This window comes from Azonexus sp. IMCC34842 (genome assembly GCF_050368855.1).
In the GTDB taxonomy this organism is placed as follows: domain Bacteria; phylum Pseudomonadota; class Gammaproteobacteria; order Burkholderiales; family Rhodocyclaceae; genus Azonexus; species Azonexus denitrificans_A.
In genome coordinates, this window is the sequence record NZ_CP178449.1 from 3,482,076 (window position 1) to 3,507,942 (window position 25,867).

A 25,867-nucleotide genomic window follows, 5' to 3' on the forward strand; every position below is an offset into this window, starting at 1 on the left:
GACCCCGGCCAACAAATGACGGTGTGGTGATCAGCCCTTGCGTAGATTGCCTTCCGCCTCGTCGGCATTCTCGTAGATCTGCGGTGCGATCTGCTGTTTTTCCAGCGCTTCGCCGAGCTTCATGCGCAGGAACGTGCTGGCGGTGTAGCGCGTCACATTGTGATAGTGACGCTCCATGATGCCCTTGACGATGCCGATGTAGTCATCGACCAGTTCCGGCACGATCGAGAAGCGGTCGTAGTTGACGATGGCATTGACCTTGTGGCCGATCGGCGCCAAGGCGGCTTCGACCGCTTCGAGAATGCGCGTGATGTCGTTTTCGCTGCGTACCGAGAGGCCGGCGAAATCGACAAAAAACAGGTCCTGCGCAGCATCGTAGGAAAGGCGCTCGGCCAGCGGACGTTCGAGCATCGCCGGGCGAATGCCCATCGGCTGATCGACAAAGATGCGGGGATCCATCAGCTTGGGCGGCTCATGCATGATCGGCGTGAAGGCCATCCGCTCGAGAATATCCGTTTGCAGATCGATGCCCGGCGCGACTTCGATCAATTCCAGCCCGTCGGCGGTCAGCTTGAAAACGCAGCGCTCGGTGATGTAGAGCACGGTCTTGCCCCACTTGGCGGCCTGCGAACCGCTGAAGGTGCGGTGTTCGACTTCCTCGACGAACTTGGTCGCCTTGCCGTCCTCGATGATCTGCAGCTTGCCTTCGTTCACCGCGACTTCCAGATTGCCGGCGGTGAAGGTGCCGACGAAGACCACTTTCTTGGCATTCTGCGAAATGTTGATGAAGCCGCCGGCCCCGGCCAGGCGCGGGCCGAACTTGGAGACGTTGAGATTGCCCTGGCGGTCGGCCTGGGCCAGACCGAGGAAGGCGATGTCCAGCCCGCCGCCATCGTAGAAATCGAACTGGCTGGGCTGGTCGATGATCGCCTGGGCGTTGGTCGCCGCCCCGAAACTCAGGCCGCCGGCCGGCACGCCGCCGATCACGCCGGGTTCGGCGGTCAGGGTCAGCAGGTCGATCACCTGCTCTTCGGCTGCGACATTGGCGACGCCTTCCGGCATGCCGATGCCGAGATTGACCACGGCATTCGCCTGCAATTCGAGCGCCGCCCGGCGGGCGATGATCTTGCGTTCGCTCATCGGCATCGCGGCGATCGCCGACATCGGCACCTTGATCTCGCCGGCGAAAGCCGCGCTGTACGGTTCGCTGAAAGTCTGCATGTGGTATTCCGGCTTTTCGGCGACCACCACGCAGTCGACCATGATGCCGGGAATCTTCACCTGACGCGGGTTCAACGTGCCGCGCTCGGCGATCCGCTCGACCTGGACGATGACGATGCCGCCCGAATTGCGCGCCGCCATGGCGATGGCCAGCGCTTCCAGCGTCAGCGCCTCCTTCTCCATGGTGATGTTGCCGTCCGGGTCGGCCGTCGTGCCGCGAATGATCCCGACATTGATCGGCAGCGCCTTGTAGAACAGATATTCCTCGCCGTCGATTTCCATCAGCCGGACGACCTCCTTGGTCGTCATCTCGTTCAGCTTGCCGCCGCCGAAGCGCGGGTCGACGAAGGTGCCGAGGCCGACCCGGGTGATGGTGCCGGGCTTGCCCGCGGCGATGTCGCGGAACATGTGGGTGATCACCCCTTGCGGCAGGTTGTAGGCTTCGATGCGATTGGCCACCGCCAGTTGCTGCAGCTTGGGGACCAGCCCCCAGTGGCCGCCGATCACCCGGCCGACCAGGCCGTCATGGCCGAGGTGGTTGAGCCCCCGTTCCTTGCCGTCGCCCTGTCCGGCGGCATAGACCAGGGTCAGGTTGCGCGGGCTGCCGAGGCCGTGCATGTCGGCCTGTTCGCCTTCGAGAAAGCGTTCTTCCAGGGCAATCGCAATGTTCTCGGCAAAGCCAATACCGACGAAACCGCCGGTGGCGACGGTGTCGCCGTCCTTGATCAGGCGCACGGCATCGCGCGCCGTGACGACCTTGCCGGTATCGGAAGCGCGCAGCGAGGCGGCCATCGGGTGACGGGTAAGGGCCATTTTTGTCTCCTCTTTATATTTATTGGCGGATCAAACAATACCGGTCGCGTAATACACGCCGATCACCACGAACACCGCCACGGTCTTGATGATGGTGATGGCGAAAATGTCCTTGTACGACTGGCGATGGGTCAGGCCGGTGACGGCGAGCAGCGTGATGACGGCGCCGTTGTGCGGCAGCGTGTCCATGCCGCCGGAAGCCATCGAGGCGACGCGGTGGAAGACCTCGAGCGGAATGCCGGCCGCCTGGGCGTTGGCGATGAAGGTCTCGGCCATGGCCGCCAGCGCGATGCCCATGCCGCCCGAGGCGGAGCCGGTGATGCCGGCCAGCGCGGTGACGGTGATCGCCTCATTGACCAGCGGATTGGGAATCGCCGACAGGGCGTTGGCGACGACCAGGAAGCCCGGCAGGGCGGCGATCACCGCGCCGAAACCGTATTCGGAAGCGGTATTCATGGTGGCCAGCAGGGCGCCGCCGATGGCCCCCTTGCTGCCTTCGGCAAACTTGCTGAAGACGTTTCTCCAGGCAAAGACGAAGACCGTGGCGATGCCGACCAGCAGGGCGCCTTCGACGGCCCAGATGGCGGCGACAGCCTTGGTCTGCTGGACGACCGGCGCCGCCTTGCCGATCACGGCGGGAATGAAGGAAACCTTCTCGCCGTAGAGCAGCGGAATGGCGGTAGTGAACACCTTGTTCATCACGCCGACCATGATCAGCGGCAGGATGGCGATCAGCGGATGCGCCAGTTTTTCGTGTTCGAACGGTTCCGGCTCGTTGCTGTGACCGTCGCCGTAACCTTCGCCGGCAGCCGCCGCCCGACGCCGGCACGATTCGAGGTAGGCCAGGCCGCAGATCAGGATGAAGGCGGCGCCGATAATGCCCAGCCACGGTGCGGCATAGATGTCGGTCTTGAAGAAGGTGGTCGGGATGATGTTCTGGATCTGCGGCGTGCCGGGCAGCGAATCCATCGTCACGGTGAAGGCGCCGAGGGCGATGGTGCCGGGGATCAGGCGCTTGGGAATGCCACCCTGGCGGAACATCTCGGCGGCGAACGGATAGACCGCGAAGACCACGACGAACAGCGAGACGCCGCCGTAGGTCAGCAGGGCGCAGACGATGACGATGGAGAGCATGGCCCGTTCACGGCCGATGAAGTTGATCACCGAAGCGACGATGGCCTTCGAAAAGCCGGAGAGCTCGATCACCTTGCCGAAGACGGCGCCAAGCAGGAAGACCGGGAAGAAGTTTTTGACGAAGCCGACCATCTTGTCCATGAACAGGCCGGTAAACATCGGGGCGACCAGATTGGGATCGACGAAGAGGACCGCCCCGAGGGCGGCGATCGGGGCGAAGAGGATGACGCTGTAGCCGCGATAGGCCACGAACATCAGAAAGGCCAGGGCGGCCAGTACGATGAGAAAGTCCACTGTTGTCTCCTTTATGAATTATTGCGGAACCGTCTCCCTCGCACGCCTTGTGCCAGAAACCCAAGCCGTTGAAAGTAATGGAAACCGGCCTTGGCCAAGCCGGCCGCCCCTCGCCATTGCGTCTGCCCGGGCGGACATGCTGTCCGGCCTGGCAGACACTCAGGCCGCCGTCAAGATTCCCAGCACGGCAATCTTCTCGTACAGCGCCGCCCGGGAAATGCCGAGCAGCCGGGCCGCCTGCGCCTTGTTGCCGTGCGCCTGCCCGAGGGCGAGCTGGATCGCCTCGCGCTCGGCCTGCGCCACCGCCTCGGCCATGCCGCCGCCGCTCGCCGCACCGGGCGCCGGAGGGACGCTGACGGCCGGCATCAGGCGGTCGAGATCGACGGCATCGATCAGGTAGGCGTCCGACATCAACAGCGCCCGCTCCAGCACGTTCGACAGCTCGCGCACATTGCCCGGCCAGTCGTGCAGACGCAGCCGCTCGATGGCGGCCGGGGTGATGCCGTGCACCGGCATGCCCTGGTGCCGGCAGATGTGGTCCACCAGGTGCTCGGCGAGCAGCGAAAAATCCTCCGGCCGGTCGCGCAGCGACGGCGTCTTCAGCGTAATGACATTGAGCCGGTAATAGAGATCGGCGCGGAAACTGCCGGCCGCCACCATCTGTTCGAGATTGCGGCTGGTCGCCGCGATCACCCGGACATCGACGGTCTCCAGCCGGTTCGAGCCGACGGCCTCGAACTCGTGCTCCTGCAAGGTGCGCAGCAGCTTGGCTTGCAAGGCGAGCGACATGTCGCCGATCTCGTCGAGGAAGAGCGTGCCGCCATCGGCCAGCTTGAACTTGCCGACCCGCCCGCGGCGATCTGCCCCGGTATAGGCGCCGGCGGCGACACCGAAGAACTCCGCTTCGAGCAGGGTTTCCGGCACGGCGGCGATGTTCACCGCAACAAAACGCCCGCTGGCGCGTGGACTGGCGGCATGGATCGCCTGGGCCAGCAATTCCTTGCCGGTGCCGGTTTCGCCGAGGATCAGCACCGACGAAGTGGTGCGGGCCGCCCGCCGGGCCGCCAGCTTGAGCTCGCTACAGGCCGGCCCGATACCGACGAAACTGGAAAAGGTGTACTTGGTGCGCCGGGCTTCGGCCAGCTTGCGCTCGGCCTCGGCCAGATCGGCGCGCAGACGCTGGTGACGGGAAAACACCGGCGCCAGATGACGCGGGTCGTCGTAGAGCATGAAGCCGACGGCGCCGACCACCTGCCCCGCCGCATCGCGCAGCGGCAGCCGGGTGACGACGAAGGCCCCTTGGCCGAAATCCATGATGTCGAGCATGATCGGCCGCCCGCTTTCGATCACCTGACGCATCTGGCTGTTCGGAATGACTTCCTCGACCGGCCGGCCGATGCTCGCCAGCGGATCGGCGATGCCGAGATGGTGGGCATAACGGTCGGTCATCCAGACGACGTTGGCCGCGCCATCGACGATGATCGTCCCTTCGCAGACATCGGCGAAATGCGCGAGCAGCGATTGCTCCGCCAGCTCCCGCAAGTCTTCCCGCGCCGGCCGGCCGTTCGGAACCGGGATCAATTGGCGAGCGCCGCTTCGATTTCGGCGAAAGTCTGGGGCAGATCGAAGCCGAGTACCGGCACGCCGAGCAACCGGCCGATCTGCGTCGCTGAGAAGACGCCGCGCAGCCGCGGCTGGCCGCTCGCCGGGTCGATGTCCTCGACCATGATGTGCTGCCGCCCCAGGCTTTTCAGTGCCTCGAGGATATCGCTGACGCGGGCGTTCAGCACTTCGTTGAGATAGAGCGTGTCGATGCTGGCCGCCGGCACCATCAGGTCGCGCACCGTCAGCTCATCACGCTTGCCGCCGCGCGACTGGGCCAGTTGTATCGGCCGCTCGCCGAGAAGGTCGCGCGCCGAAATCAGCCCGTCGATCTGCTCATCGCCGGCACTCACCAGCAGCAGGCGCACGCCGCGCGAAATCATCCGGGCGTTGGCCTCGGCCAGCGAGGCGCCGGCCGCGATGGTCACCGCATTGACCCGGAAAAAATCGGTCATCGCCTCGATCGCCGGCGAATCGGCGCCGATCAGGTTGAAACCGGCCGCGCACAGGCCGGCATTAGGGGAAAGTTTGTGCGTCCGCACCTTGGCTGCTAGCGTCATGATTGTCTCCATCCGTTCAGCGTTCGATAAATTCAGCCGAAAGCCGGAGGCCATATTTTTTTGAGTCGCCCACCGGCTTTGCGAGTATTCGGCGATTTCCGCCCCTTGGCAAGAGACCGCGGGAAAACCCTTAGAGCGGGCCGGACGCGGGCGGCCCTTGGCCGGCGCCAGCGCAACCTATAATCCGGCAATGTTGCGGTAACAATCGGAGGTCACCATGCCGGCTTTTTCCGGAGACAGAGCGATGGATTTGTTGTTGTGGCGCCATGCCGAAGCCGAGGATGGCGAAGATGACCTGAAGCGGCGCCTGACCGAGCGCGGCCAGAAACAGGCGCGGACCATGGCGGCCTGGATCCATGCCCATCAGCCCAAGGATCTGCGCATCATCGCCAGCCCGGCGATCCGGACGCAACAGACCGCCGAGGCGCTCAAGCTGCCGTTCGAGACCCAGCGCAAGATCGGTCCCGAAGCCTGCGTCTCCGAACTGATCGCCGCGTCCGGCTGGCCCCAGGCCACCGGCTCGGTACTGCTGATCGGCCACCAGCCTTCGCTCGGCCGCCTCGCGGCGCTGCTGCTGGGCGGGCACGAAACCGACTGGAGCATCAAGAAAGGCGCCCTGTGGTGGCTGACCAACCGCGTCCGCCGGGGCGAAACCCAGACCGTGCTGCGCGCCGTGATCCCGGTCGAACTGCTGGAGTAGACAAGGCTGCACCTTTGCCGTGAAATGAAACCTTCGCACCCGAGGATGGAGAGAAGGCATGGTTACCAGGAAAAAAACAACGACTACCCCGCCGGCCACCGCCGCGAAAAAGCCGGCATCCCGTCAGCGCGCCGTCGCCCGCGGCGATATCGCCCCGACCTCGAGCGCCAGCGGCATTGAAGAGTTTTCCGTGAATGGCGCAGTGGCCGGCGCCGAAGAGACAAAACTGGGCGCCATGCGCGACGTGATCGCCGGCATGCCGACCAAGGAGTCGGTGGCTTTACTGCGCGACCTGCTCAAACAACAGGGCGTCGTCGCCGACCAACTGCCCGCCAGCCCGGATGAGGAGCTGGTCAAGGACTGGCGCGACGGCGGCTACCCGTACAAGAACCTGATGCAGCGCCGCAACTACGAGCGGCAGAAATACCGCCTGCAGGTCGAGCTGCTCAAGCTGCAGGCCTGGGTCAAGGAAACCGGGCAGAAGGTGGTGATTCTCTTCGAAGGCCGCGATGCGGCCGGCAAGGGCGGCACCATCAAGCGTTTCATGGAACACCTGAATCCGCGCGGCGCCCGCGTCGTCGCACTGGAAAAGCCGAGCGACATCGAGCGCGGTCAATGGTACTTCCAGCGCTATGTCGAACATCTGCCGACCAGCGGCGAAATCGTGCTGTTCGACCGTTCCTGGTACAACCGGGCCGGCGTCGAACGGGTCATGGGCTTCTGCTCGGAAGCCGAATACGCCGAATTCGTCCGCCAGGCACCGGAATTCGAGCGCATGCTGGCGCGCAACGGCACCCACCTGATCAAGTTCTGGTTCTCGGTCAGCCAGGAAGAGCAGCGCCGGCGTTTCGGCGAGCGCAAGGTCCATCCGCTCAAACAGTGGAAGCTGTCGCCGATCGACATGGCCTCGCTCGACAAGTGGGACGACTACACCAAGGCCAAGGAAGCGATGTTCTTCCACACCGATACGGCCGACGCGCCGTGGACGGTGATCAAGTCGAACTGCAAGAAGCGGGCGCGGCTCAATGCCATGCGCTACGTGCTGCACAAGCTGCCGTACACCAACAAGGACACCAACCGGATCGGCAATCTCGACCCGCTGATCGTCGGCCGCGCCAACGTCGTCTATGAACGCGGCGAGCAGCAGGGCCTGCCGATTCTCTAAGCCGCCCGCCCCGGACGGGGCTCAGCTGATGACGTAGGAGGCGCTGCCGGTGGCGATCAGCAAGCCGGTTTCGTTTTCCAGCTTCATCTGCACCGAGGCGATGCGGCCACCGAGGCGGGTAAGCCAGCCGGTGGCCGTAAATTTCTTGCCGATGCCCTGGCGCAGGTAATCGGTGCGCAGGTCGATGGTGCCGAGGCGGCCGAAGCGCTGGGCGACCTGATCGGCCGTTTCGCTGTTGAATTTCTCGGCGATGGCGACGGTAACGGCAAAGCCGGCCACCGTATCGAGGCTGGCGGCAATCACGCCGCCGTGCAGACGGCCATGCAGATAATGGCCGATCAACTCGGGACGCATGGCAAAACTGAGGGCTGGCGCGGCCGGCTCGAAAGAAGCGACCTGCAGGCCAAGCACTTCGTTGAAACAGATGCGGTGCTCGAACATCTCGCGCAGCACCGCTTCCAGCCGGCTTTGCTCGGCGCTGGAACGACGATGGGGTAAGTGGGTATCAGGCATCCGCCGATTATCGTGAGCATCCGGGCGCCGGGTCAATGCCATTTTCCAGAGCACGACAGTCGACGGACTCGCTTACTCAGCGGAAAGCCGGCGTTCAGGCGCGCTCGGTCAGGGCGCCGAGACGGAAATGCAGGCGGTATCCGGCGACCTCGATCTGGTCGCCGTCACTCAAGGCGTAGGGCGCGCCATTGATCGCCCGTTGATTGACGCGGGGAAAGCGAGACCCTTCGACGTGCGTCAGGAAATAACCCAGCGGTCGCCGGCTGATCACGGCGAGCTGCTCCCCGGGAATCCCGAAGGTGGTGACGACGCGATCCAGGCCGACACATTCGCCGATCACATGGCGCCCCTGCCCGGCCAGCACCTTGACCCGCCCTTCCGGCCACAAGGCGCGGGCCGGGCGCAAGGCGGGGATGACGAAGGCCGGCGCATGGGCCGCTGGCTGGCCGGTCTGCGGCAGCGCCTTGATCAGCATCGTGCGTTCGAGATCGACCTCGGCCGACTTGCGCGTGTTCAGATAGCACAACCGGTGGGTACCGAGCTCGATGACGTCGCGGTGATGCAGGATCTGCCGCTGCAGCGGACAGCCATTGACCGAGCTGCCGTTGCTGCTGCCCAGGTCCTCGACGATGTGATCCTCGCCGAAGCAGACGATGCGGGCATGTTCGCGGCTAAGCAGCGCATCGTTGATGACGATGTCGTTGCCACTGTCGCGCCCGATGCTGAGGGTGGTCTGGTCGATGAAATACTGGTTCAGCAGGTTGCCGTTTAAACTCAATACCAGTTTGGCCAAGATCGTTTCTCCGCAGTCTAGGAAGCCAGCCAGCCGAACAGGCGGGCGAGCCAGCCGGGCCGGGCGACCGCCGGCTGGCCGTCGAGCACGCGGACCAGCGCCAACGAAATATTGTCGTAGCCGCCGTTGTCGTTGGCCAGCTGGACCAGGTGGCTGGCGGCCAGCGGCAGGTTGGTCTGCAGCGAATCGACAATCAGCTCGATATCGTCTTCTTCGACCAGATCGCTCAGGCCGTCGGTGCACAACAGGAAAATATCGCCGCTGCTCACCCGCTCTTCCTGCAGATGCACCGAGACGCTCGGGCCGATGCCGAGGGCCTGGGTCACCAGATGGCGGTTGTGCGACTCGCGGGCATCCTCGATGGCGATCACGCCGAGTTCGACCTGATCGTGGAGCAGCGAATCGTCACGCGTCAGCAGTTGCAGGCGGCCGTCGCGCAGGCGGTAGATGCGCGAATCGCCGACGTGCAGCAAGGCCATGCTGCGGCCGTGCAAAAGGACCATGGCCAGCGTCGTACCCATCCCGGCACAGCCGGTCTGCTGGCGGGCGGCGGTGTAAACGGCCCGGTTCGCCTCGGCGATGATCTGCTCGGCGAACTGCAGCGGCATCGGTTGCCTGGCCCCGGCGCGAAACTGGCTGATCTTGGCCGGCAAGCGCTCCATCAAGATATCGAGGGCCATGCGGCTGGCCACCTCGCCGGCACGATGGCCGCCCATCCCGTCGGCAATCACGGCAATGCCATGCTCGCCATCGACGGCGACGGCATCCTCGTTGAGCGTACGGACCCGACCGGTATCGGACAGGCAGGCAAGTTCAAGACGATGGTGGAGGCGATTCAAGCTGTTCGACCGGAAAGCCGGCGGGAGAAGGGAAGTGGCGCAAAATATAGCACATCGTGAGCGCCTTTCTTGACAGCCACGACCCAACAACCCAATATCCGGCATTGTCCTTGCATGCCCCGCCCGCCCCTATCCCGATGTCACTTGCGCAACTAGGTCGCTTCAAAATCACCGGAACGCTCGGACGGGGTGCCATGGGCACCGTCTACCGGGCGCACGATCCGCTGATCGATCGCACGGTGGCGATCAAGACGGTGGCCTGCAACGGCCTGTCGCGCGAGGAGGCCGAGGCTTTCGAACAGCGTTTCTACCTCGAAGCGAAGTCGGCCGGCCGACTCAATCATCCGAACATCGTGACCATCCACGACGTCGGGCGGAGCGACGACCTGGCCTACATCGCCATGGAGTTTCTCAACGGCCAGACGCTGCGCGACATACTCGATTCCGGCCTGACCATGCCGGCCGAGCGCTGCGCCGAAATCGCCGCCGAGGTCGCCGACGGACTGGCTTTCGCCCATGCCAACGAGGTCGTGCATCGCGACATCAAGCCGGCCAACATCATGGTTCTCGACAACGGCGCGGTGAAGATCGCCGACTTCGGCGTGGCACTGATCCCGAGCGGTTCGCTGACCGTCTCCGGGACGGCCTTCGGCTCGCCGAAATACATGTCGCCGGAACAGGTGACCGGGCAAAAGGCCGACGGCCGCTCGGATGTTTTCTCGCTCGGCGTCGTGCTCTACGAAATGCTGGCCGGGCGGCCACCGTTCGCCGGCGACAACGTGAACGCGATCCTCTATCAGGTGCTCAACAGCGCCCCGCCGCTGCCCTCCAGCTACCATCCGAATCTGCCGCAGGGTTTCGACCGCATCGTCGCACGCGCCCTGGCCAAGGACCCGGACAAGCGTTTCCAGAGTGCGGCCGAGATGGCCAGCGCGCTGCGCAAGTATCGTCGCCTCGCCAAAATGGCCCAGAAGAAGCCGGCCGCCGCTACCTCGACCCGCTCGGCACAGCCCGGCGATGCGACCGTACCGCTGAAAACCTTGAAAGCCGGGAAGACCACCCGGTCAGCCTGGCCGCAACGCGCCCTGCGCTTCGGCCTGCCGCTGCTCGGGCTGGCCGTGCTGGCTGGCTGGCTGCTGCACCAGCCAACGGAACCGCCGCAACTGGCCGCCGCCATAGCGGAGAACACCACGCAACAGACTCCGGACCATGCACCGCCGACGCCGCCCCCGGCCAGCGCACCAGCGGCCCCTACCGCCACGGCGACGCCGGAAGCCGTCCCGCCGGTCGCCACCACCCCGGCTGAAGCCAACGGGCGCATCCGGCTGGCGATCGCCCCGTGGGGCGAAGTCTATGTCGACGGCAAAATGGCCGGCGTCACGCCGCCACTAACCGAACTGCTGCTGCCGCCGGGCAAGCACCGCATCGAAATCCGCAATGCCGACTTCGCGCCGCATCGCCGAAATATCGATCTGGCCGCCGACGCCAACCTTCGCATCAAACACAAATTCGAATGAAGCCATTGCCGATGTCACCCCTCCGCCCTTCCCCGCTGCGCAGTGCCCTGAGCCTGCTCGCCCTGGTATTTTTGTGTGCCGCTTGCTCCGCCCCAACGACTAAGGACAGCGAAACGCCTGCCGCCCGGACCGCGAAGGAATCCCGCGCGGACACCAGGGATGGCAGCGCGCCAACCGCGCCACTCGACAAGGCGCAGCAGGAACTGGCCAGCGGCATCGCCAGCTACGAGAACGGCACCTACAAAGCCTCGGCCCGGCAACTGCAGGCGGCACTCACCCTCGGTCTCGAAGCCCCCGGCGACCAGGCCAAAGCGCACAAATACCTGGCTTTCATGCACTGCGTCAGCCAACGGAGCAAGCAGTGCCGCGACGAGTTCGCCAAGGCCCTCGCCGCCGACCCGGCCTTCAGCCTGACCGCCGCCGAAGCCGGCCACCCGAGTTGGGGGCCGGTTTTCCGCAAGCTCAAGGCGGCCAAGCCCGTCAAGAAATAAGGAGCGGTGCCGGCATGGCACCGTCGCCCTCCGCTCAGGGATTGTCCACGCTGAGTGCCAGCGAGGCTTTCAGCTTCAACGCCAGGATCGACAAGCCAAGCAGAACGATCGGGAAGCCGGCCATCAGCGCCCAGAGCGGTGCCTTGCCGTAGGCCAGGCCATGGGCCACACCGAGGAAGGCGCCATAGATCCAGCAGGCCAGGCTGACCGTACCGGCCACCAGCATCGGCAGGCGCTGCCCAAGGCGGAGGCGGGGTAAGGCGTAACCCCGGATGGTTTCAGTCGAGATCGCCCAAATTGTGATCAGGGTGACCTTGGTCCACAGCTTGGGATTCGACAGGTAGGTTTCCGGACCGTTGATCAAAAGGCCGATAGCGATGATGGCAAAGCCTGACAACCAGAGATGACGGTCGGCGTAGCGAATGATCCGGTTGTGGCGGCGATCGTACCGGACCTGGCCGAACAGGGCCAGATAACTCTGGAATACGAACAGGAAGCCGCAGGCAAAGGCAATGATGTGCCACAGCGAGGCGAGAGGTTTCAGAACTTCGAGCATGAGCGTTGCTCCGATCTGGTCAGCGATGAAAATGTTCGGGGGGCGGCCAGTCGGTCCACGGGACAGCCCAGGCGAGAAACCGCCTGGGTTCCGAACCGGCCGGCAATAATGGCTACTTGCGCCGGCGCCGGGCGACCAGGCCGATCAGACCGAGGCCGGCCAGCAGCATGGCGTAGCTTTCCGGTTCCGGCACGGCGGCGACGGTCAGCTTGCCGAAGATGCCATCGCGCTCCTCGTCGGGGCCGGCGGTGAAGTAAAGGCTCTTGGCATCGCCGAGATGCACACCGTTGCCGAAGGTCAGGCCCCAGATGCCGTCGATGCTGATAACGTTACCGTCCGCATCACGCAGATAACCGAGTGAAGCACCGGTGACGCGGTCGTAGGCGGCGATGGTGCCGTCGCCGAAATTGGCGACCAGCAGGGCGCCGCTGAAAGCGCCGAAACCTTCCGGGGCGATCACCATCCCCCACGGATCGTTGAGCAGGCTGTGGTCGCTATAGTCCTGCAGCATGTTGCCGTTGCGGTCATAGGCGACGATGCGGCCGATGCCGGCGCCCGGAATCTCTTCCGTCGGCTCGTCGATCTCCAGCAAGTTTTCCACCCAGGCGACGTAAATCCGGCCATCGCCAAGCTGCTGCACATTGAACGGCATCCAGACTCCAGAGAGATCAGCCGGACGGGCAAACGGCGCCGAGGCCGAGATGTCGTTCCACTGGTTGTCGAAAGTCATGATCTTGCCGTTGGCGAAATCGGCCACGTAGAGCCGGTTGTCGGCGACCTTGTTGCCGTTGGCATCGAGCGTCCAGCGGTCGGTAGTGAGCGCCACGCCGTTGAAGCCGGGGCGGCGCTGACCGGGCTCCTGCGTCCCGGGAATGATGCTGCTGGCCATCGAGTAGTCCTTGACGACGACGGCTTCAAGCATGCCGGGGTCGGTCTTGGTGCGCCAGGCGTTGATGGTGCCATCCTGGGTGACGAAGATGAACTTCGCCGAACCGGAATCGGTACCGTAGTTGCTGCCGTTCGAGTAGTTGATGGCCGGCCCGCTGACGTAGAACTCGGTGGGTTGGCCGGCGTAGTCGCTGGCCGCGTTGTAAACCTGGCCGGTAACCTGGGCGATGCCGTCGGCCCCGGTTTCGAGCAGTTGCTTGTCGTAGGCACTGGTGACGATCGGTACGACCTTCAGGCCGTCCTGATAGAGCGGCAGGCCGGGCACGTCGCCGATGTAGGTGGTGGTCGTGCCGGTACCGGCATTGCTGGTCCAGAAATGGCCGCCGGCACCGGGCGGGCGCAGGGCGATGCCCCAGGGATTGACCAGATTGGGGTCGACCATGATGGTCGGGTTGTATTTCGCGTCGTTGGCGACCAGGATGGTTTGCTGGTAGGCGTTGCTGCCTGCCGCCTGGGCGCCGCAAGCGAAGAGGCTGCTGACGGCCAGCGCGAGTACCGTGCAGTAGCGGGATGCGAATTTGTTCATGACGACGAGCTCCGGTTTGACGACGTGGCTGGCAAACCTCGGCTGGCTGGGTCGGTAAATGCGAAAGGTCGCTTGCCGACCTGATGGAGGTGGCGCAAGCGACCGGGGTACGACGTTTGTCCGGGGGGACGATGCGCTGATCGGGAAGGCGTCGCCGCCCTCCCGATCAGGGCTTACTTGGCTGCGCGGCGACGGGCGGCAAAGCCGAGCAGGCCAAGGCCGGCCAGGAACATGGCGTAGCTTTCCGGCTCCGGAACGGCCGAGATCTGGACCAGGCGATCGACACTGTCAGCCGGGTGCTGGATGTTCAGGTAAGCGAGGTTCGGATTGCTCTTGGAGAAGTACAGGCCGGTGATTTCCGAACCCGGGGCGCCGTTGGAAACCCAGCGCGCCAAGCCTTCGCCGGCATCGAGCAGGTCGCCGTCGTGGTTCAGGTCCTTGGCCAGCCAGACGTCGTCATCGACTGCGCCGTCGCGGTCTTCGATGATGTAGATGTTGCCGGCAGCGTCGATCGCCAGGTTGTCGGCATTGCGCAGACCGCCACCGACGGCCAGGCCGGTCGCCAGATCGATAGTGCTGGAGTCGGCAAACAGCTTGACATCATTGCTAACGGTGTCCAACAGATAGACGCGGCTGCGGCCATCGTTCGTGTTGCCGTTGGTGTCGGAGTCGGTGGTGGTGAAGAACACGGCTTCATGGCCGTTGGCCAGCGTCTTGTTCTCCAGGTCTTCCGGACGGTTGTAGCCGGTGGCCAGGACGTTGGCGTTGTCGGCGGTGGCGCGACCGTCGATGGTGCCGTCGGCGACCACGGTAGACACGCCGGCGATGGCGCCGCCCGTTGCATTGGTGATGGCGACCCAGGTCGCGCCGCCGGTGATGGCGGCACCGCTGGTGCCTTCGAACTGGCCACCGTTACCGACCTTCAGCGCGAAAGTCTGGCCAGCCGCGAAGTAGTCGCTGCCGTTGGTCGCGTTCGGGTTGGCGGAGACGTACTTGTAGATCGACCCGCCGTTCTGCTCGTCAATGAAGTACATCGATTTCTGTTTGTCGAAAGCCAGGCCTTCGTGGGAAACGCGCGGAATCACGCTGCGCTGGACGAAGTTGCCGCCGTTGGCGCCAGCCGTCGTGGCGTTCGTGACTTCGAACAGGCGCCCCTTACTGCCCGTACCCCACGATTCTTCGGCGGTCAGGTAGCTGCCCCACGGAGTCCAGCGGGAAGCGTCGCCCGAGGCGAAGCCCTGGGTGCCCGGCGCGACGATGGTCACGGTACGGGTGTTGTAGTTGTTGTTCCACAGGTCAACGCGCTGAACGCCGGCCGAGCCGGTTTCGAACGGCATGAACAGGTAGCGACCGGCATCTGCGCCGGTTTCGTTGGCGGTGATCATGTCCCAGTTGCCGGAGTTGCTGCCCGGCACCAGGGTGTTCTGGGTCTTGCGGTCGGCGATGGTGACCTGGGTGAAATTCGGGCTGGACAGCGTCAGCGGCGTGGCCGGGGTGGCGGTCGCACCGGCCGAGGCGGTCAGCGGGGTGATGTTGTCGAAATAGGTGTCAGCGGCGTGAGCGCCGACCGACATGGCGGCAAGGGCGCTGGCTACGGCAATGTTGAGGTACTTTTTTTGCATTTTATGATGCTCCTGGCTGGCGAGAGTACGAAGTTGATGGTTCGAGAGGTGGCGACCTTGGTTCGGCCGGGCAGCAGCACACACGAACGGCTGATGCCCGACAGACCCCCCCGATCGCTTGGCCCCTGCCACCTATGATGAAGGTCAGTTATTACGTGAAGGTAGGTGCCAAGCAGGCCAGGATCTAGTCCTTTCGGACTATTTTTGGTCAGCCAGGCAGGTTTACCCGTCGTTTGCCCAGTCGGCTCACCGGCGGGTTCTCCCTGCCGGGCGTCGCGTTCCTCCCGACCACGGACTAGTTCATTCGGCTCATAGGCCACGGTCTGTCATGTCATATGGGACCGCTAGATTGCGTCCCACGCCACGTTTCGTTGGCACCACCTCAATGCATCGCCCATCTCGCTGTCTTTCTCGACAAGGCATGGGTGTCTCCTGAACGTTCAAACAATTGTGGATATGACCATGAAGTTTTCCCCCAAGATCGCCGCAGCCCTGCTCTGCGCCTCGCTCAGCCTGGGTGCCCAAGCGGCTTCCTATGGCAACAACCTGCTCGTCAACGGCGATGCCGAAAACGGCACCACCGGCTGGTCCGCCATCGCTGACGACGCCCTCTTCAGTTCCGTCGCTTATGGTCCGAACTGGGTCCAGCCGACCCAACCCGGCCCGGTGGATCGCGGCAGCAGCCTGTTCGTCGGCGGCTCCGGCTGGAGCTACGCCGCCGGCACCCAGACTATCGACCTGAGCGCCTTCACCGGCGCCATCGCCAGCGGCCAGGTGAGCTTCAGCCTGACCGGCTGGCTCGGCGGCTGGGCGGCCCAAGGCGACAACGCCATTTTCCAGGCCAGCTTCCTGGATACCGCCGGTAACGAACTGGGCTCGGCCACCCTCGGCCCCTTGAGCGCCGCCGACCGGAACGAAATCTCCGGCCTGTTCTACCAGGAGGCTCTGGGCCTGCTGCCGAGCGGCACCGCCCAGGTCCGCTTCGTCCTCGACATGGAGCGCCAGGGCGGCGGCGACAACGACGGCTACGCCGACAACCTGTCCTTCGCCCTGAACACCGCAGCGGTGCCGGAACCCGAGAGCTACGCCTTGATGCTGGCCGGTCTCGGCCTGCTCGCCGGCGTGGCCCGCCACCGTTCCCGCCAGGCCGTCTGAACGGCCAGCCAACCCGGCCCGAGTCATCCCCGGCAGGGCGATAGCTCGGGCTCACCCACTTATTGATCGGAATTCCCATGAAAAAAATCATTCGCAGCCTGGCCGTGGTCGCCGCCCTGGCCTCTCTCGCCCCCGCCGCCTCCGCCACCGTACTAACCTTCGACGACATCGGTAGCGACGGCTTCCTGCCCAGCAACTACGGCGGCCTCAACTGGGTCGTCGACGGATGGACAGCCTTCTCCGGCGAGCAAGCGCCGTTTGCCGCCCACTCCGGCGATTTCCGCATCACCACCCAATGGGGCGGCGACGACGTGGCCGCCACCATCGGCCTGATCACCCCCACCGTCTTCCAGGGTGCCTATTTCGCCGGGCTGTCCGGCGCCGAAGTGAGCTTCAAGCTGTACCTCGGCGGCAACCTGGTCGGCACCTCGGCCCTGCTCAATCCCAGCGCCACGCCGACCTTCCTGACCAGCGGCTACAGCGGCCTGGTCGATACCGTGGTGGTTTCCAGCAAGGAACACGCCGGCTTCGTGATGGACGACTTCACCTTCACCGCCAGCGTCCCCGAACCCGAAACCTACGCCCTGATGCTGGCCGGCCTCGGCCTGCTCGGTTTTACCCGCCGCCGCGCCGCCAAGGCCTGAGCCCTTCCCGCCAACCAATACAGAGCACTCCCATGACCGACATCAATCGTCGCAATTTCCTCCGCAACGTAGCCGCCACCACCGGCGCCGCCGGCGCCCTGAGCATGCTGCCGCCCTCCATCCAGCGCGCCCTGGCCATCGAAGCCAACCGTCGCACCGGCACCATCCAGGACGTCGAGCACATCGTCATTCTGATGCAGGAAAATCGTTCCTTCGACCACTACTTCGGCACCCTGGCCGGCGTCCGCGGCTTCGGCGACCCATTCCCGATTCCGGTCGCCAACAGCACCGGCATCGTCGGCAAGAACGTGTGGACCCAGCCCAACCAGTCGGCCCGCGTCACGGCCAAGCCGATCGCCCCCTTCCATCTGAATACCACCCAGAACTTCGACACCATGCGGGTGGCCGGCACCCCCCACTCGTGGACCGACGCCCAGTACGCCTGGAACAACGGCCAGATGAACGCCTGGCCGAAGGCCAAGCAGAACCACTCGCTCGGCCACTTCAAGCAGTCGGACATGCCCTTCCAGTTCGCGCTGGCCAATGCCTTCACGCTGTGCGATGCCTACCACTGCTCCTTCCACGGCGGCACCAACACCAACCGCCTGTTCCAATGGACCGGCACCAACGACCCGCTGGCTCTCGGCAACGGCCCGGCCACCTACAACGATTACGACTGGTTCGATTCCGACCCGGGCCTGATCGGCGGCTATACCTGGACCACCTATACCGAGCGCCTGGAAGACGCCGGCATCAGCTGGCAGGTCTATGAAAACATGGCCGACAACTTCACCGACAACCCGCTGGCCGGCTTCAAGACCTTCCGCGACGCCTGGTTCCAGCGCCCCGGCTACTCCCAGGCGCTGCGCGAGCGCGGCATCAGCACCCGCGATCTGGACAAGCTCAAGGAAGACGTTCTCGCCAACAAGCTGCCGCAGATCAGCTGGATCGTCGCCACCGCCGAAGGCTCCGAGCACCCCGGCCCATCCAGCCCGGCCCAGGGCGCCGAATACACCGCCCAGGTCCTCGATGCCCTGACCGCCAACCCGGAAGTCTGGAGCAAGACCGTCCTCTTCATCAATTTCGATGAAAACGACGGCTTCTTCGACCACGTGCCGCCGCCGGCCGCCCCGTCCTACCTGTCCTGGGATGCCGACCCGGCCAAGGCCGTCCTGGCCGGCGACTCGACCGTCGACACCCGCGGCGAGTACCACGAGCACCTGGTCGGCTACCACAACAACGCCAACGAGCAGGCCCTGCTGCACCGCCCCTACGGCCTCGGCCCGCGCGTCCCGATGTACGTGGTTTCGCCGTGGAGCAAGGGCGGCTGGGTCAATTCCCAGGTCTTCGACCACACCTCGGTGCTCCGCTTCATCGAAACCCGCTTCGCCGTCGAGGAACCGAACATTTCGCCGTGGCGCCGCGCCGTCTGCGGCGACCTGCTGTCGGCCTTCAACTTCGCCGATCCGAGCGACGCCGAATTCTTCAAGAAGCTGCCGGACACCACGGCCCTGGCCGCCCGGGCCCGCGCCATCGCCAAGCAGCCGACGCCGGTGCCGCCGACCCAGGCCGTCATGCCGGTCCAGGAAGTCGGCATCCGCCCGGCCCGTGCCCTGCCTTACGAGTTGCACGTCCATGGCCGGATCGTCCCCAACACCCAGGCCATCGGTGCCACCAAGGTCGAGCTGGAATTCGTGAACAGCGGTGAAGCGACCGCCGTCTTCCACGTCTATGACCGCCTCAACCTGACCGCCGTCCCGCGGCGCTACACCGTCGAGCCGGGCAAGGAACTGGCCGGCACCTGGGCACCGGCCACCGCCGGCACCTACGACCTGTGGGTTCTCGGCCCCAACGGCTTCCACCGCCACTTCACCGGCAACGCCAAGCGGGTCGCCGCCGCTGCCCAGCCCAATCCGGAAGTCCGGGCCGACTACAACCCGGCCACCGGCGAACTGGCAATCCAGCTGACCAACGCCGGCAGCATGCCCTGCACCTTCGTTCTGGTCGCCAACAAGTACTACGCCAAGAACCTCACCCAGGTGGTGCCGGCCAAGGGCGAATTCCGTATCGAACTGCCGCTGAGCGACAGCGCCTACTGGTACGACTTCTCGATCAGGGTGAAGGGCCAGGCCGACTACAGCCGCCGTCTGGCCGGCCACCTGGAAACCGGGGCGCCGTCCTTCAGCGACCCGGCTCTGGGCGGCACCGCCATCGCAGACCAGTACAAGGTCTAAGCAGCAAGCCACCGGGGATTTCTGCCGCGGCAAAAATCCCCAGCTCCAGCCACCAGGGCGTAGCGGCCAATACCGCTACGCCCTGGTTCATTGTGGACTCGCCAAAAAATCGGCCGAACGCCACTTGCGTGGGGTTCGGCCGATTCGTCGGGGCCTGAAGCGGCACGTCACCGCATTCGGGTCACCCGGCTATTTCTTGCGCGCCGCCGGCACGTCGGTACAGGTGCCGTGCGCTACTTCGGCCGCCATGCCGACCGTTTCACCGAGCGTCGGGTGCGGGTGGATGGTCTTGCCGATATCGACCGCATCGCAGCCCATTTCGATAGCCAGGCAGACTTCGCCGATCATGTCGCCGGCGTTCGGGCCGACAATCGCCCCGCCGATCACCCGATGCGTTTCGGCATCGAAGATCAGCTTGGTGAAGCCGTACTCGGCACCGTTAGCTATGGCGCGACCGGAAGCCGCCCACGGGAACTTGGCGGCTTCGACCTTGCGACCTTCCTTCTTGGCCTGGTCTTCGGTGTAGCCGACCCACGCCACTTCCGGATGGGTGTAGGCAACGCCGGGAATCACCGTGGCGTCGAAGGCCGCCTTGTGGCCAGCCGCGACTTCCGCCGCGACATGCGCTTCATGTACCGCCTTGTGGGCCAGCATCGGATTGCCGACAACGTCACCGATGGCGAAGATGTGCGGCACGTTGGTCCGCATCTGGGCATCGACATTGATGAAGCCGCGATCGGTCACCGCGACGCCGGCCTTGTCGGCACCGATCTTCTTGCCGTTCGGCGAGCGGCCGGCGGCTTGCAGGATCATGTCGTACTTGACCGGCTCGGCCGAGACGCCCTCGCCTTCAAACTTGACCCACAGGCCGTCGTCCTTGGCGTCGACCGCGACCGTCTTGGTCTTCAGCATGATCTTGTCGAAGCGCTGAAGGTTCTGCTTTTCCCAGACCTTGACCGCATCGCGGTCGGGGCCCTGCATCAGCGCATCAAGCATTTCGACGACATCGACCTTGGCACCCAGCGTCGAATAGACGGTGGCCATTTCCAGGCCGATGATGCCGCCGCCGATGACCAGCATCTTCTGCGGCACGAAGCGCAGTTCGAGCGCCCCGGTCGAATCGACGATGCGCGGGTCCTTGGGGATGAAGGGCAGATGCACGGCCGCCGAACCGGCGGCGATGATGCACTTCTGGAAGCGGATGATCTTCGTCTGGCCGGTCTTGTCCTGGCTGCTACCAGTGGTTTCCTCGACCTCGATATGGTGCGGGTCGAGGAAGGTGCCGACGCCACGCACGATGTCGACCTTGCGGCCCTTGGCCATGCCGGCCAGACCGCCGGTCAGCTTGCCGACGACCTTGTCCTTGTGGGCGCGCAGCTTGTCGATATCGACCTGTGGCGCGCCGAAGGTGACGCCGAGATCGGCCGCGTGCTGGGCTTCTTCCATCACCGCCGCAACGTGCAGCAAGGCCTTGGACGGGATGCAGCCGACGTTCAGGCAAACGCCGCCGAGCGTCGCGTAACGCTCGACGATGATCGTCTTCATGCCGAGGTCGGCCGAACGGAAGGCGGCGGAATAACCGCCGGGGCCGGCACCGAGGACGAGCATCTCGCACTCGAGATCGGCGCCGCCGGCATGGCTGCCGGCCAGCGGAGCCACAACCGGCGCTGCCGGAGCAGCAGCCGGAGCGGCCGCTTGCGGGGCGGGGGCCACCGCCGCAGCATTGGTTTCGACCTTGATCAGCAGGGCGCCTTCGGCCACCTTGGAACCAAGCTGGACCAAAACTTCCCTGACCACGCCTTCAACTGGACTCGGCACATCCATCGTCGCCTTGTCGGACTCCAGCGTGCAGATCGCGTCGTCCACCTTGATGCTGTCGCCGACCTTGACGTACAGCTCGATGACCGGCACTTCGGCGAAATCGCCGATGTCGGGAACTTTGACTTCAACCAGATTGCTCATGATGACGGTCTCCGGTTACAGCGCGACGCGGCGGAAATCCGCCAGCAACTGCGCGACATAGACATTGAAGCGGGTCGCCAGCGCACCGTCGATGACGCGGTGATCGGCGGTCAGCGACAGCGGCAGGGTCAGGCGCGGCACGAATTGCTTGCCGTCCCAGACCGGCTTCATGGCCGACTTGTTGACCCCGAGGATGGCGACTTCCGGCGCATTGACGATCGGCGCGAAGTAAGTGCCGCCGATGCCGCCCAGGCTGGAAATCGTGAAGCAGGCACCGGACATGTCGGCCGGCTTGAGCTTGCCGTCACGCGCCTGCTTGGCCAGGTCGCCGGATTCCTGCGCCAGTTCGAAGACCGACTTCTTGTCCACGTTCTTGACCACCGGGACGACCAAACCATTCGGCGTATCGGCCGCGAAACCGATGTTGAAATACTTCTTCAGCACCAGGTTGTCGCCGTCGAGCGAGGAATTGAATTCCGGGAATTTCTGCAGGCCCTTGACGCAAGCCTTCATCAGGAAAGCCAGCATAGTCAGCTTGGCGGCGCCACCCTTCTCGTTTTCCTTGTTGAGCAGCACGCGGAAGGCTTCGAGATCGGTGATGTCGGCATCTTCGTGATACGTGACCGCCGGGATCATCACCCAGTTGCGCGACAGGTTCTGGCCGGAAATCTTCTTGATACGCGACAGCGGCTTGACCTCGATCTCGCCGAACTTGGCGAAATCGACCTTCGGCCAGGGTAGCAGGTCGAGCCCGCCGCCGAGGCTGGCGCCGGCGACGATCGGAGCAGCAGTGGCGCCGGACATCACGCCCTTGACGTATTTGGTCAGATCTTCCTTGACGATGCGGTTCTTCGGGCCGGTGGCCGGAACCTTGGCCAGATCGACGCCGAGTTCGCGGGCATAGGCGCGGACCGACGGCGAGGCATGGACCTTGGCGCCAAGCGGTAGCGCCGGGGCCAGGGCAGCCGGAGCGCTGGCAACGGGAACGGCCGCAACGGTCGAGGCGACCGGGGCAGAAACCGCAGCGGCCGCAGCGGGGGCCGGTGCTGCCACTTGGGCAACCGGGGCGGCAGCGCCGGTTTCGACCTTGATCAGCACCGAACCTTCGCCGACCTTGGAACCGAGCTGGACCAGCACTTCCTTGACCACACCGGCGACGGTCGACGGCACATCCATCGTCGCCTTGTCGGATTCCAGCGTGGCGATTGCATCGTCAACCTTGATGCTGTCGCCGACCTTGACGTACAGCTCGATGACCGGCACTTCGGCGAAATCGCCGATATCCGGCACCTTGACTTCAACCATACCGCCAGCTGCGGCGGGTGCAGCGGCAACCGATGCTGCAGCAGGGGCCGGCGCCGCAACCGGGGCAGCGGCTTGCGCAGCCGGAGCCGGCGCAGCTGCGGCGCCACCCGTCTCGACCTTGATCAGAACGGAACCTTCGCCGACCTTGCCGCCGAGCTGGACCAGCACTTCCTTGACCACACCGGCGACCGGCGACGGCACATCCATCGTCGCCTTGTCCGATTCCAGCGTGGCGATCGCATCGTCGACCTTGATGCTGTCGCCGACCTTGACGTACAACTCTATGACCGGGACTTCGGCGAAATCGCCGATATCGGGGACTTTGACTTCAATGATTTGGCTCATGTTGTCTCTCCCTGATCAAACCGACATCGGGTTGGGCTTGTTCGGGTCAAGGTTGTACTTGACCAGGGCGGCAGCCACCACTTCGCGCTTGATTTCGCCGTTGTCGGCCAGCGCCTTGAGGGCGGCCAGCGTTACCCAGTGACGGTCGACCTCGAAGAAGTTGCGCAGTTTTTCGCGAGTGTCGGAACGGCCGAAACCGTCGGTCCCCAGCGTGACATACGGCGCCTTGACGAACGGCCGGATCTGCTCGGAAAGCAGCTTGATGTAATCGGTCGAAGCAATGACCGGCCCCTTGGCGCCGGCCAGCTTCTGCTCGACGTGCGACAGCTTCGGCTCGTCCAGCGGGTGCAGCATGTTCCAGCGCTGCACGTCCTGACCGTTGCGGGCCAGTTCGTTGAAGCTCGGGCAACCCCACAGATCGGCCTCGACACCCCAGTCGTTCTTGAGCAAGTCGGCGGCGGCGATGACTTCGCGGAAGATGGTCCCGGCGCCGAGCAGCTGGACGCGCGGACCAGCCGTTTCGCCGCCCTTCTTGAACAGGTACATCCCCTTGATGATGTCGGCTTCCGAACCGGCCGGCATTTCCGGGTGCTCGTAGTTCTCGTTCATCACGGTGATGTAGTAGAACACGTCTTCCTGCTCCTGGAACATCCGGCGCATGCCGTCCTGGGCGACCACGGCGACTTCGTACTGGAAGGTCGGATCGTAGGAAACGCAGTTCGGGATCAGGTTGGACAGGATCAGGCTATGGCCGTCCTCGTGCTGCAGGCCTTCGCCGTTCAGCGTCGTGCGGCCGGCGGTACCGCCGATCAGGAAGCCGCGGGCGCGCTGGTCGCCAGCCGCCCAGCAGAGGTCGAGGACACGCTGCATGCCGAACATCGAGTAGCAGATGTAGAACGGGATGGTCTGGACGTTATGCACGGAGTACGACGTGGCGGCGGCGATCCAGTCGCTCATCGCGCCGGCTTCGTTGATCCCTTCCTGCAGCACTTGGCCGGTCTTCGACTCCTTGTAAAACATCAGCTGGTCATGGTCTTCCGGCACGTAGTTCTGGCCTTCCTGATTCCAGATGCCGACCGAGCGGAACATGCCTTCCATGCCGAAGGTGCGCGATTCGTCGGGCACGATGGGCACGACGTTCTTGCCGACATTCTTGTCCTTCAACATCATGTTCATGATGCGGACGATGGCCATCGTCGTGGACAGTTCGCGGCCTTCGCCGGATGCCTTCAACAGCGCGGCAAAGGTCTCGAGCGGCGGGATGGCCAGCGGCTCGGCCTTGCGCCGGCGCTGCGGCAGGAAGCCGCCGAGGTCGAGGCGGCGCTGGCGCATGTACTGGTATTCCGGCGAATCTTCGGCGAACTTCAGGTAAGGCAGTTCGGCCAGCTTGTCGTCCGGCACCGGCAGGTCGAAACGGTCGCGGAAGCGGCCGATCTGCTCGATGTCCATCTTCTTCTGCTGGTGCGAGATGTTCATCGCTTCGCCGGCCTGGCCCATGCCGAAGCCCTTGATGGTCTTGGCCAGGATCAGCGTCGGCTGGCCCTTGTGGTTAACGGCGGCGTTGTAGGCGGCGAAGATCTTGAAAATGTCGTGGCCGCCGCGGTTCAGTTGCCAGACCTGGTCGTCGGTCCAGTCGGCGACCAGTTCCTTGAGTTCCGGCGTATTGAAGAAATGCTCGCGGACGTAGGCGCCGTTCTTGGCCTTGAAGGTCTGGTACTCGCCGTCGCATAGTTCCATCATGCGCTGCTTCATGATGCCCTTCTTGTCGCGCTGGAACAGCGTGTCCCACTGCGTGCCCCAGATCAGCTTGATGACATTCCAGCCCGAACCGCGGAATTCCGATTCGAGTTCCTGGATGATCTTGCCGTTGCCGCGCACCGGGCCGTCCAGGCGCTGCAGGTTGCAGTTGATGACGAAGATCAGGTTGTCGAGCTTTTCGCGACCGGCCATGCCGATGGCGCCCAGCGATTCGACTTCGTCGGTCTCGCCGTCGCCGAGGAAGGCCCACACCTTGCGATCGCCGGCCTTGGCCAGGCCGCGCGAATCGAGGTACTTCATGAAGCGGGCCTGGTAGATCGCCTGGATCGGGCCGAGCCCCATGGAAACAGTCGGGAACTGCCAGAAATCCGGCATCAGCCACGGATGCGGGTAGGAAGAAATACCCTTGCCGCCGGTTTCCTGGCGGAAGTGGTCCATCTGCTCTTCGCTCAGGCGACCGAGCATGAAGGCCCGCGAATAGACGCCGGGTACCGAGTGGCCCTGGAAGAAGATCAGGTCGCCGCCGGATTCGTCATGGATGCTCCGCCAGAAATGCGAGAAGCCGACGTCGTACAGCGCGGCGGCCGAGGCGAAGGAAGCGATGTGGCCGCCGACGTTGGTGTCCTTGTTGGCGCGGACGACCATGGCCATGGCGTTCCAGCGGATATAGGAGTGGATCTTGATTTCCATGTCGGCATTGCCCGGGTACTTGGGCTGCTGGTCGACCGGAATGGTGTTGATGTATTCGGTATTGGCCGAGTAGGGGATGTCCACACCCTGCAGGCGGGCTTGGCCGATCACCTTTTCAATCAGGTAATGGGCGCGGTTCGGACCTTCCTGGTTGATGACGCCGTCAACGGCATCCATCCATTCTTTTGTCTCCTGCGGATCTACGTCCGCCGGGTCAGGCAGGGCATTCGGCTGATCGGCCATGGTTTGTCTCCTAAGTTGGCTTCATTCTGTTTTGCCTGTTTTGCAAAACAACTTTAACTCTTTACGAGGGGCTTTGGGTGACTCGGCCGCCCCGTGATTTCCCTTACTTGTTATTCCGCATTGTAAAATCAAACTTCGTATCGTGCAATATTGTGGATAACCCCAATATGGCAAATTCGCTCCCGCAAAGTGAGACAAATCGGAAAAGCGAATCGACTTGCGCTGTATCAAATCGAG

At 64.3% G+C, this 25,867-nt stretch carries 20 protein-coding genes; 7 read left to right on the plus strand and 13 right to left on the minus strand.

The features are described from left to right. Nucleotides 1–30: 30 nt before the first annotated feature. The 4 genes from ACLIKD_RS16455 to ACLIKD_RS16470 all read right to left on the minus strand — a co-directional run bounded on the left by ACLIKD_RS16455 (nt 31) and on the right by ACLIKD_RS16470 (nt 5,624). Complete coding sequence (locus ACLIKD_RS16455) at nt 31–2,034, minus strand: acyl CoA:acetate/3-ketoacid CoA transferase (protein WP_428825900.1); 2,004 nt, start codon at nt 2,032–2,034, stop codon at nt 31–33. A 30-nt stretch (nt 2,035–2,064) separates the two neighbouring features. Next, nucleotides 2,065–3,462, minus strand: a complete 1,398-nt coding sequence (locus ACLIKD_RS16460; RefSeq protein WP_226417323.1) for a GntP family permease — start codon at nt 3,460–3,462, stop codon at nt 2,065–2,067. A gap of 159 nt (nt 3,463–3,621) precedes the next feature. Further along, on the minus strand, nt 3,622–5,043 hold the full coding sequence (locus tag ACLIKD_RS16465; protein ID WP_428825901.1) for a sigma-54 interaction domain-containing protein: 1,422 nt from the start codon (nt 5,041–5,043) through the stop codon (nt 3,622–3,624). Beyond that, nucleotides 5,040–5,624: a CBS domain-containing protein gene (locus ACLIKD_RS16470; RefSeq protein ID WP_428825902.1), complete on the minus strand. Its 585-nt coding sequence runs from the start codon at nt 5,622–5,624 to the stop codon at nt 5,040–5,042. Before ACLIKD_RS16470 ends, ACLIKD_RS16465 begins: the two co-directional genes overlap by 4 nt. 244 nt (nt 5,625–5,868) lie before the next feature. On the opposite strand from ACLIKD_RS16470, the gene ACLIKD_RS16475 reads away from it, so the two are divergent. Next, on the plus strand, nt 5,869–6,324 hold the full coding sequence (locus ACLIKD_RS16475; protein ID WP_428825903.1) for a SixA phosphatase family protein: 456 nt from the start codon (nt 5,869–5,871) through the stop codon (nt 6,322–6,324). A 58-nt stretch (nt 6,325–6,382) separates the two neighbouring features. Then, nucleotides 6,383–7,489 carry a polyphosphate kinase 2 gene (gene ppk2 / locus ACLIKD_RS16480; protein WP_428825904.1) on the plus strand — a complete coding sequence of 369 codons (1,107 nt, stop codon included), beginning with the start codon at nt 6,383–6,385 and terminating at the stop codon, nt 7,487–7,489. A gap of 21 nt (nt 7,490–7,510) precedes the next feature. Here ppk2 and ACLIKD_RS16485 read toward each other — a convergent pair whose 3' ends face one another. The 3 genes from ACLIKD_RS16485 to ACLIKD_RS16495 form a co-directional block, all read right to left on the minus strand. After that, nucleotides 7,511–8,002 carry a thioesterase family protein gene (locus ACLIKD_RS16485; protein ID WP_428825905.1) on the minus strand — a complete coding sequence of 164 codons (492 nt, stop codon included), beginning with the start codon at nt 8,000–8,002 and terminating at the stop codon, nt 7,511–7,513. 94 nt (nt 8,003–8,096) lie between these two features. Continuing rightward, the gene (locus tag ACLIKD_RS16490; protein ID WP_428825906.1) at nt 8,097–8,795 is read right to left on the minus strand and encodes an FHA domain-containing protein; all 699 of its coding nucleotides are present in this window, start codon (nt 8,793–8,795) and stop codon (nt 8,097–8,099) included. Between the two features lie 17 nt (nt 8,796–8,812). Further along, the gene (locus ACLIKD_RS16495; protein WP_226417341.1) at nt 8,813–9,634 is read right to left on the minus strand and encodes a PP2C family protein-serine/threonine phosphatase; all 822 of its coding nucleotides are present in this window, start codon (nt 9,632–9,634) and stop codon (nt 8,813–8,815) included. Nucleotides 9,635–9,828: 194 nt separating this feature from the next. On the opposite strand from ACLIKD_RS16495, the gene ACLIKD_RS16500 reads away from it, so the two are divergent. Both ACLIKD_RS16500 and ACLIKD_RS16505 read left to right on the plus strand, forming a co-directional pair. Then, the gene (locus tag ACLIKD_RS16500; protein WP_428825907.1) at nt 9,829–11,151 is read left to right on the plus strand and encodes a serine/threonine-protein kinase; all 1,323 of its coding nucleotides are present in this window, start codon (nt 9,829–9,831) and stop codon (nt 11,149–11,151) included. Between the two features lie 11 nt (nt 11,152–11,162). Beyond that, nucleotides 11,163–11,642: a TssQ family T6SS-associated lipoprotein gene (locus ACLIKD_RS16505; RefSeq protein WP_428825908.1), complete on the plus strand. Its 480-nt coding sequence runs from the start codon at nt 11,163–11,165 to the stop codon at nt 11,640–11,642. A gap of 34 nt (nt 11,643–11,676) precedes the next feature. Here the strand turns inward: ACLIKD_RS16505 and ACLIKD_RS16510 are convergent, their stop codons facing one another. The 3 genes from ACLIKD_RS16510 to ACLIKD_RS16520 all read right to left on the minus strand — a co-directional run bounded on the left by ACLIKD_RS16510 (nt 11,677) and on the right by ACLIKD_RS16520 (nt 15,294). After that, nucleotides 11,677–12,198, minus strand: a complete 522-nt coding sequence (locus ACLIKD_RS16510; protein WP_428825909.1) for a hypothetical protein — start codon at nt 12,196–12,198, stop codon at nt 11,677–11,679. Nucleotides 12,199–12,310: 112 nt separating this feature from the next. Further along, nucleotides 12,311–13,672, minus strand: coding sequence for a TIGR03118 family protein (locus ACLIKD_RS16515; protein ID WP_428825910.1), 1,362 nt, complete (start codon nt 13,670–13,672; stop codon nt 12,311–12,313). Between the two features lie 173 nt (nt 13,673–13,845). Further along, a complete protein-coding gene (locus tag ACLIKD_RS16520) occupies nt 13,846–15,294 on the minus strand; it encodes an alkaline phosphatase PhoX (RefSeq protein WP_428825911.1) in 1,449 nt (482 codons plus the stop codon). A gap of 462 nt (nt 15,295–15,756) precedes the next feature. Here ACLIKD_RS16520 and ACLIKD_RS16525 point away from each other — a divergent pair, with 462 nt between their 5' ends. From ACLIKD_RS16525 to ACLIKD_RS16535, 3 genes are all read left to right on the plus strand, one after another. Continuing rightward, on the plus strand, nt 15,757–16,449 hold the full coding sequence (locus ACLIKD_RS16525; protein WP_428825912.1) for a PEP-CTERM sorting domain-containing protein: 693 nt from the start codon (nt 15,757–15,759) through the stop codon (nt 16,447–16,449). A gap of 77 nt (nt 16,450–16,526) precedes the next feature. Beyond that, nucleotides 16,527–17,093: a PEP-CTERM sorting domain-containing protein gene (locus ACLIKD_RS16530; RefSeq protein ID WP_428825913.1), complete on the plus strand. Its 567-nt coding sequence runs from the start codon at nt 16,527–16,529 to the stop codon at nt 17,091–17,093. 32 nt (nt 17,094–17,125) lie between these two features. Next, nucleotides 17,126–19,327 carry a phosphocholine-specific phospholipase C gene (locus tag ACLIKD_RS16535; protein ID WP_428825914.1) on the plus strand — a complete coding sequence of 734 codons (2,202 nt, stop codon included), beginning with the start codon at nt 17,126–17,128 and terminating at the stop codon, nt 19,325–19,327. 189 nt (nt 19,328–19,516) lie between these two features. Here the strand turns inward: ACLIKD_RS16535 and lpdA are convergent, their stop codons facing one another. From lpdA to aceE, 3 genes are read right to left on the minus strand one after another with little or no spacing between them, the layout of a single operon-like run. Further along, nucleotides 19,517–21,289: a dihydrolipoyl dehydrogenase gene (lpdA, locus tag ACLIKD_RS16540; protein WP_428825915.1), complete on the minus strand. Its 1,773-nt coding sequence runs from the start codon at nt 21,287–21,289 to the stop codon at nt 19,517–19,519. A gap of 15 nt (nt 21,290–21,304) precedes the next feature. Further along, a complete protein-coding gene (gene aceF / locus ACLIKD_RS16545) occupies nt 21,305–22,939 on the minus strand; it encodes a dihydrolipoyllysine-residue acetyltransferase (protein WP_428825916.1) in 1,635 nt (544 codons plus the stop codon). Between the two features lie 15 nt (nt 22,940–22,954). After that, complete coding sequence (gene aceE / locus ACLIKD_RS16550) at nt 22,955–25,630, minus strand: pyruvate dehydrogenase (acetyl-transferring), homodimeric type (RefSeq protein WP_428825917.1); 2,676 nt, start codon at nt 25,628–25,630, stop codon at nt 22,955–22,957. Nucleotides 25,631–25,867: the final 237 nt, after the last annotated feature.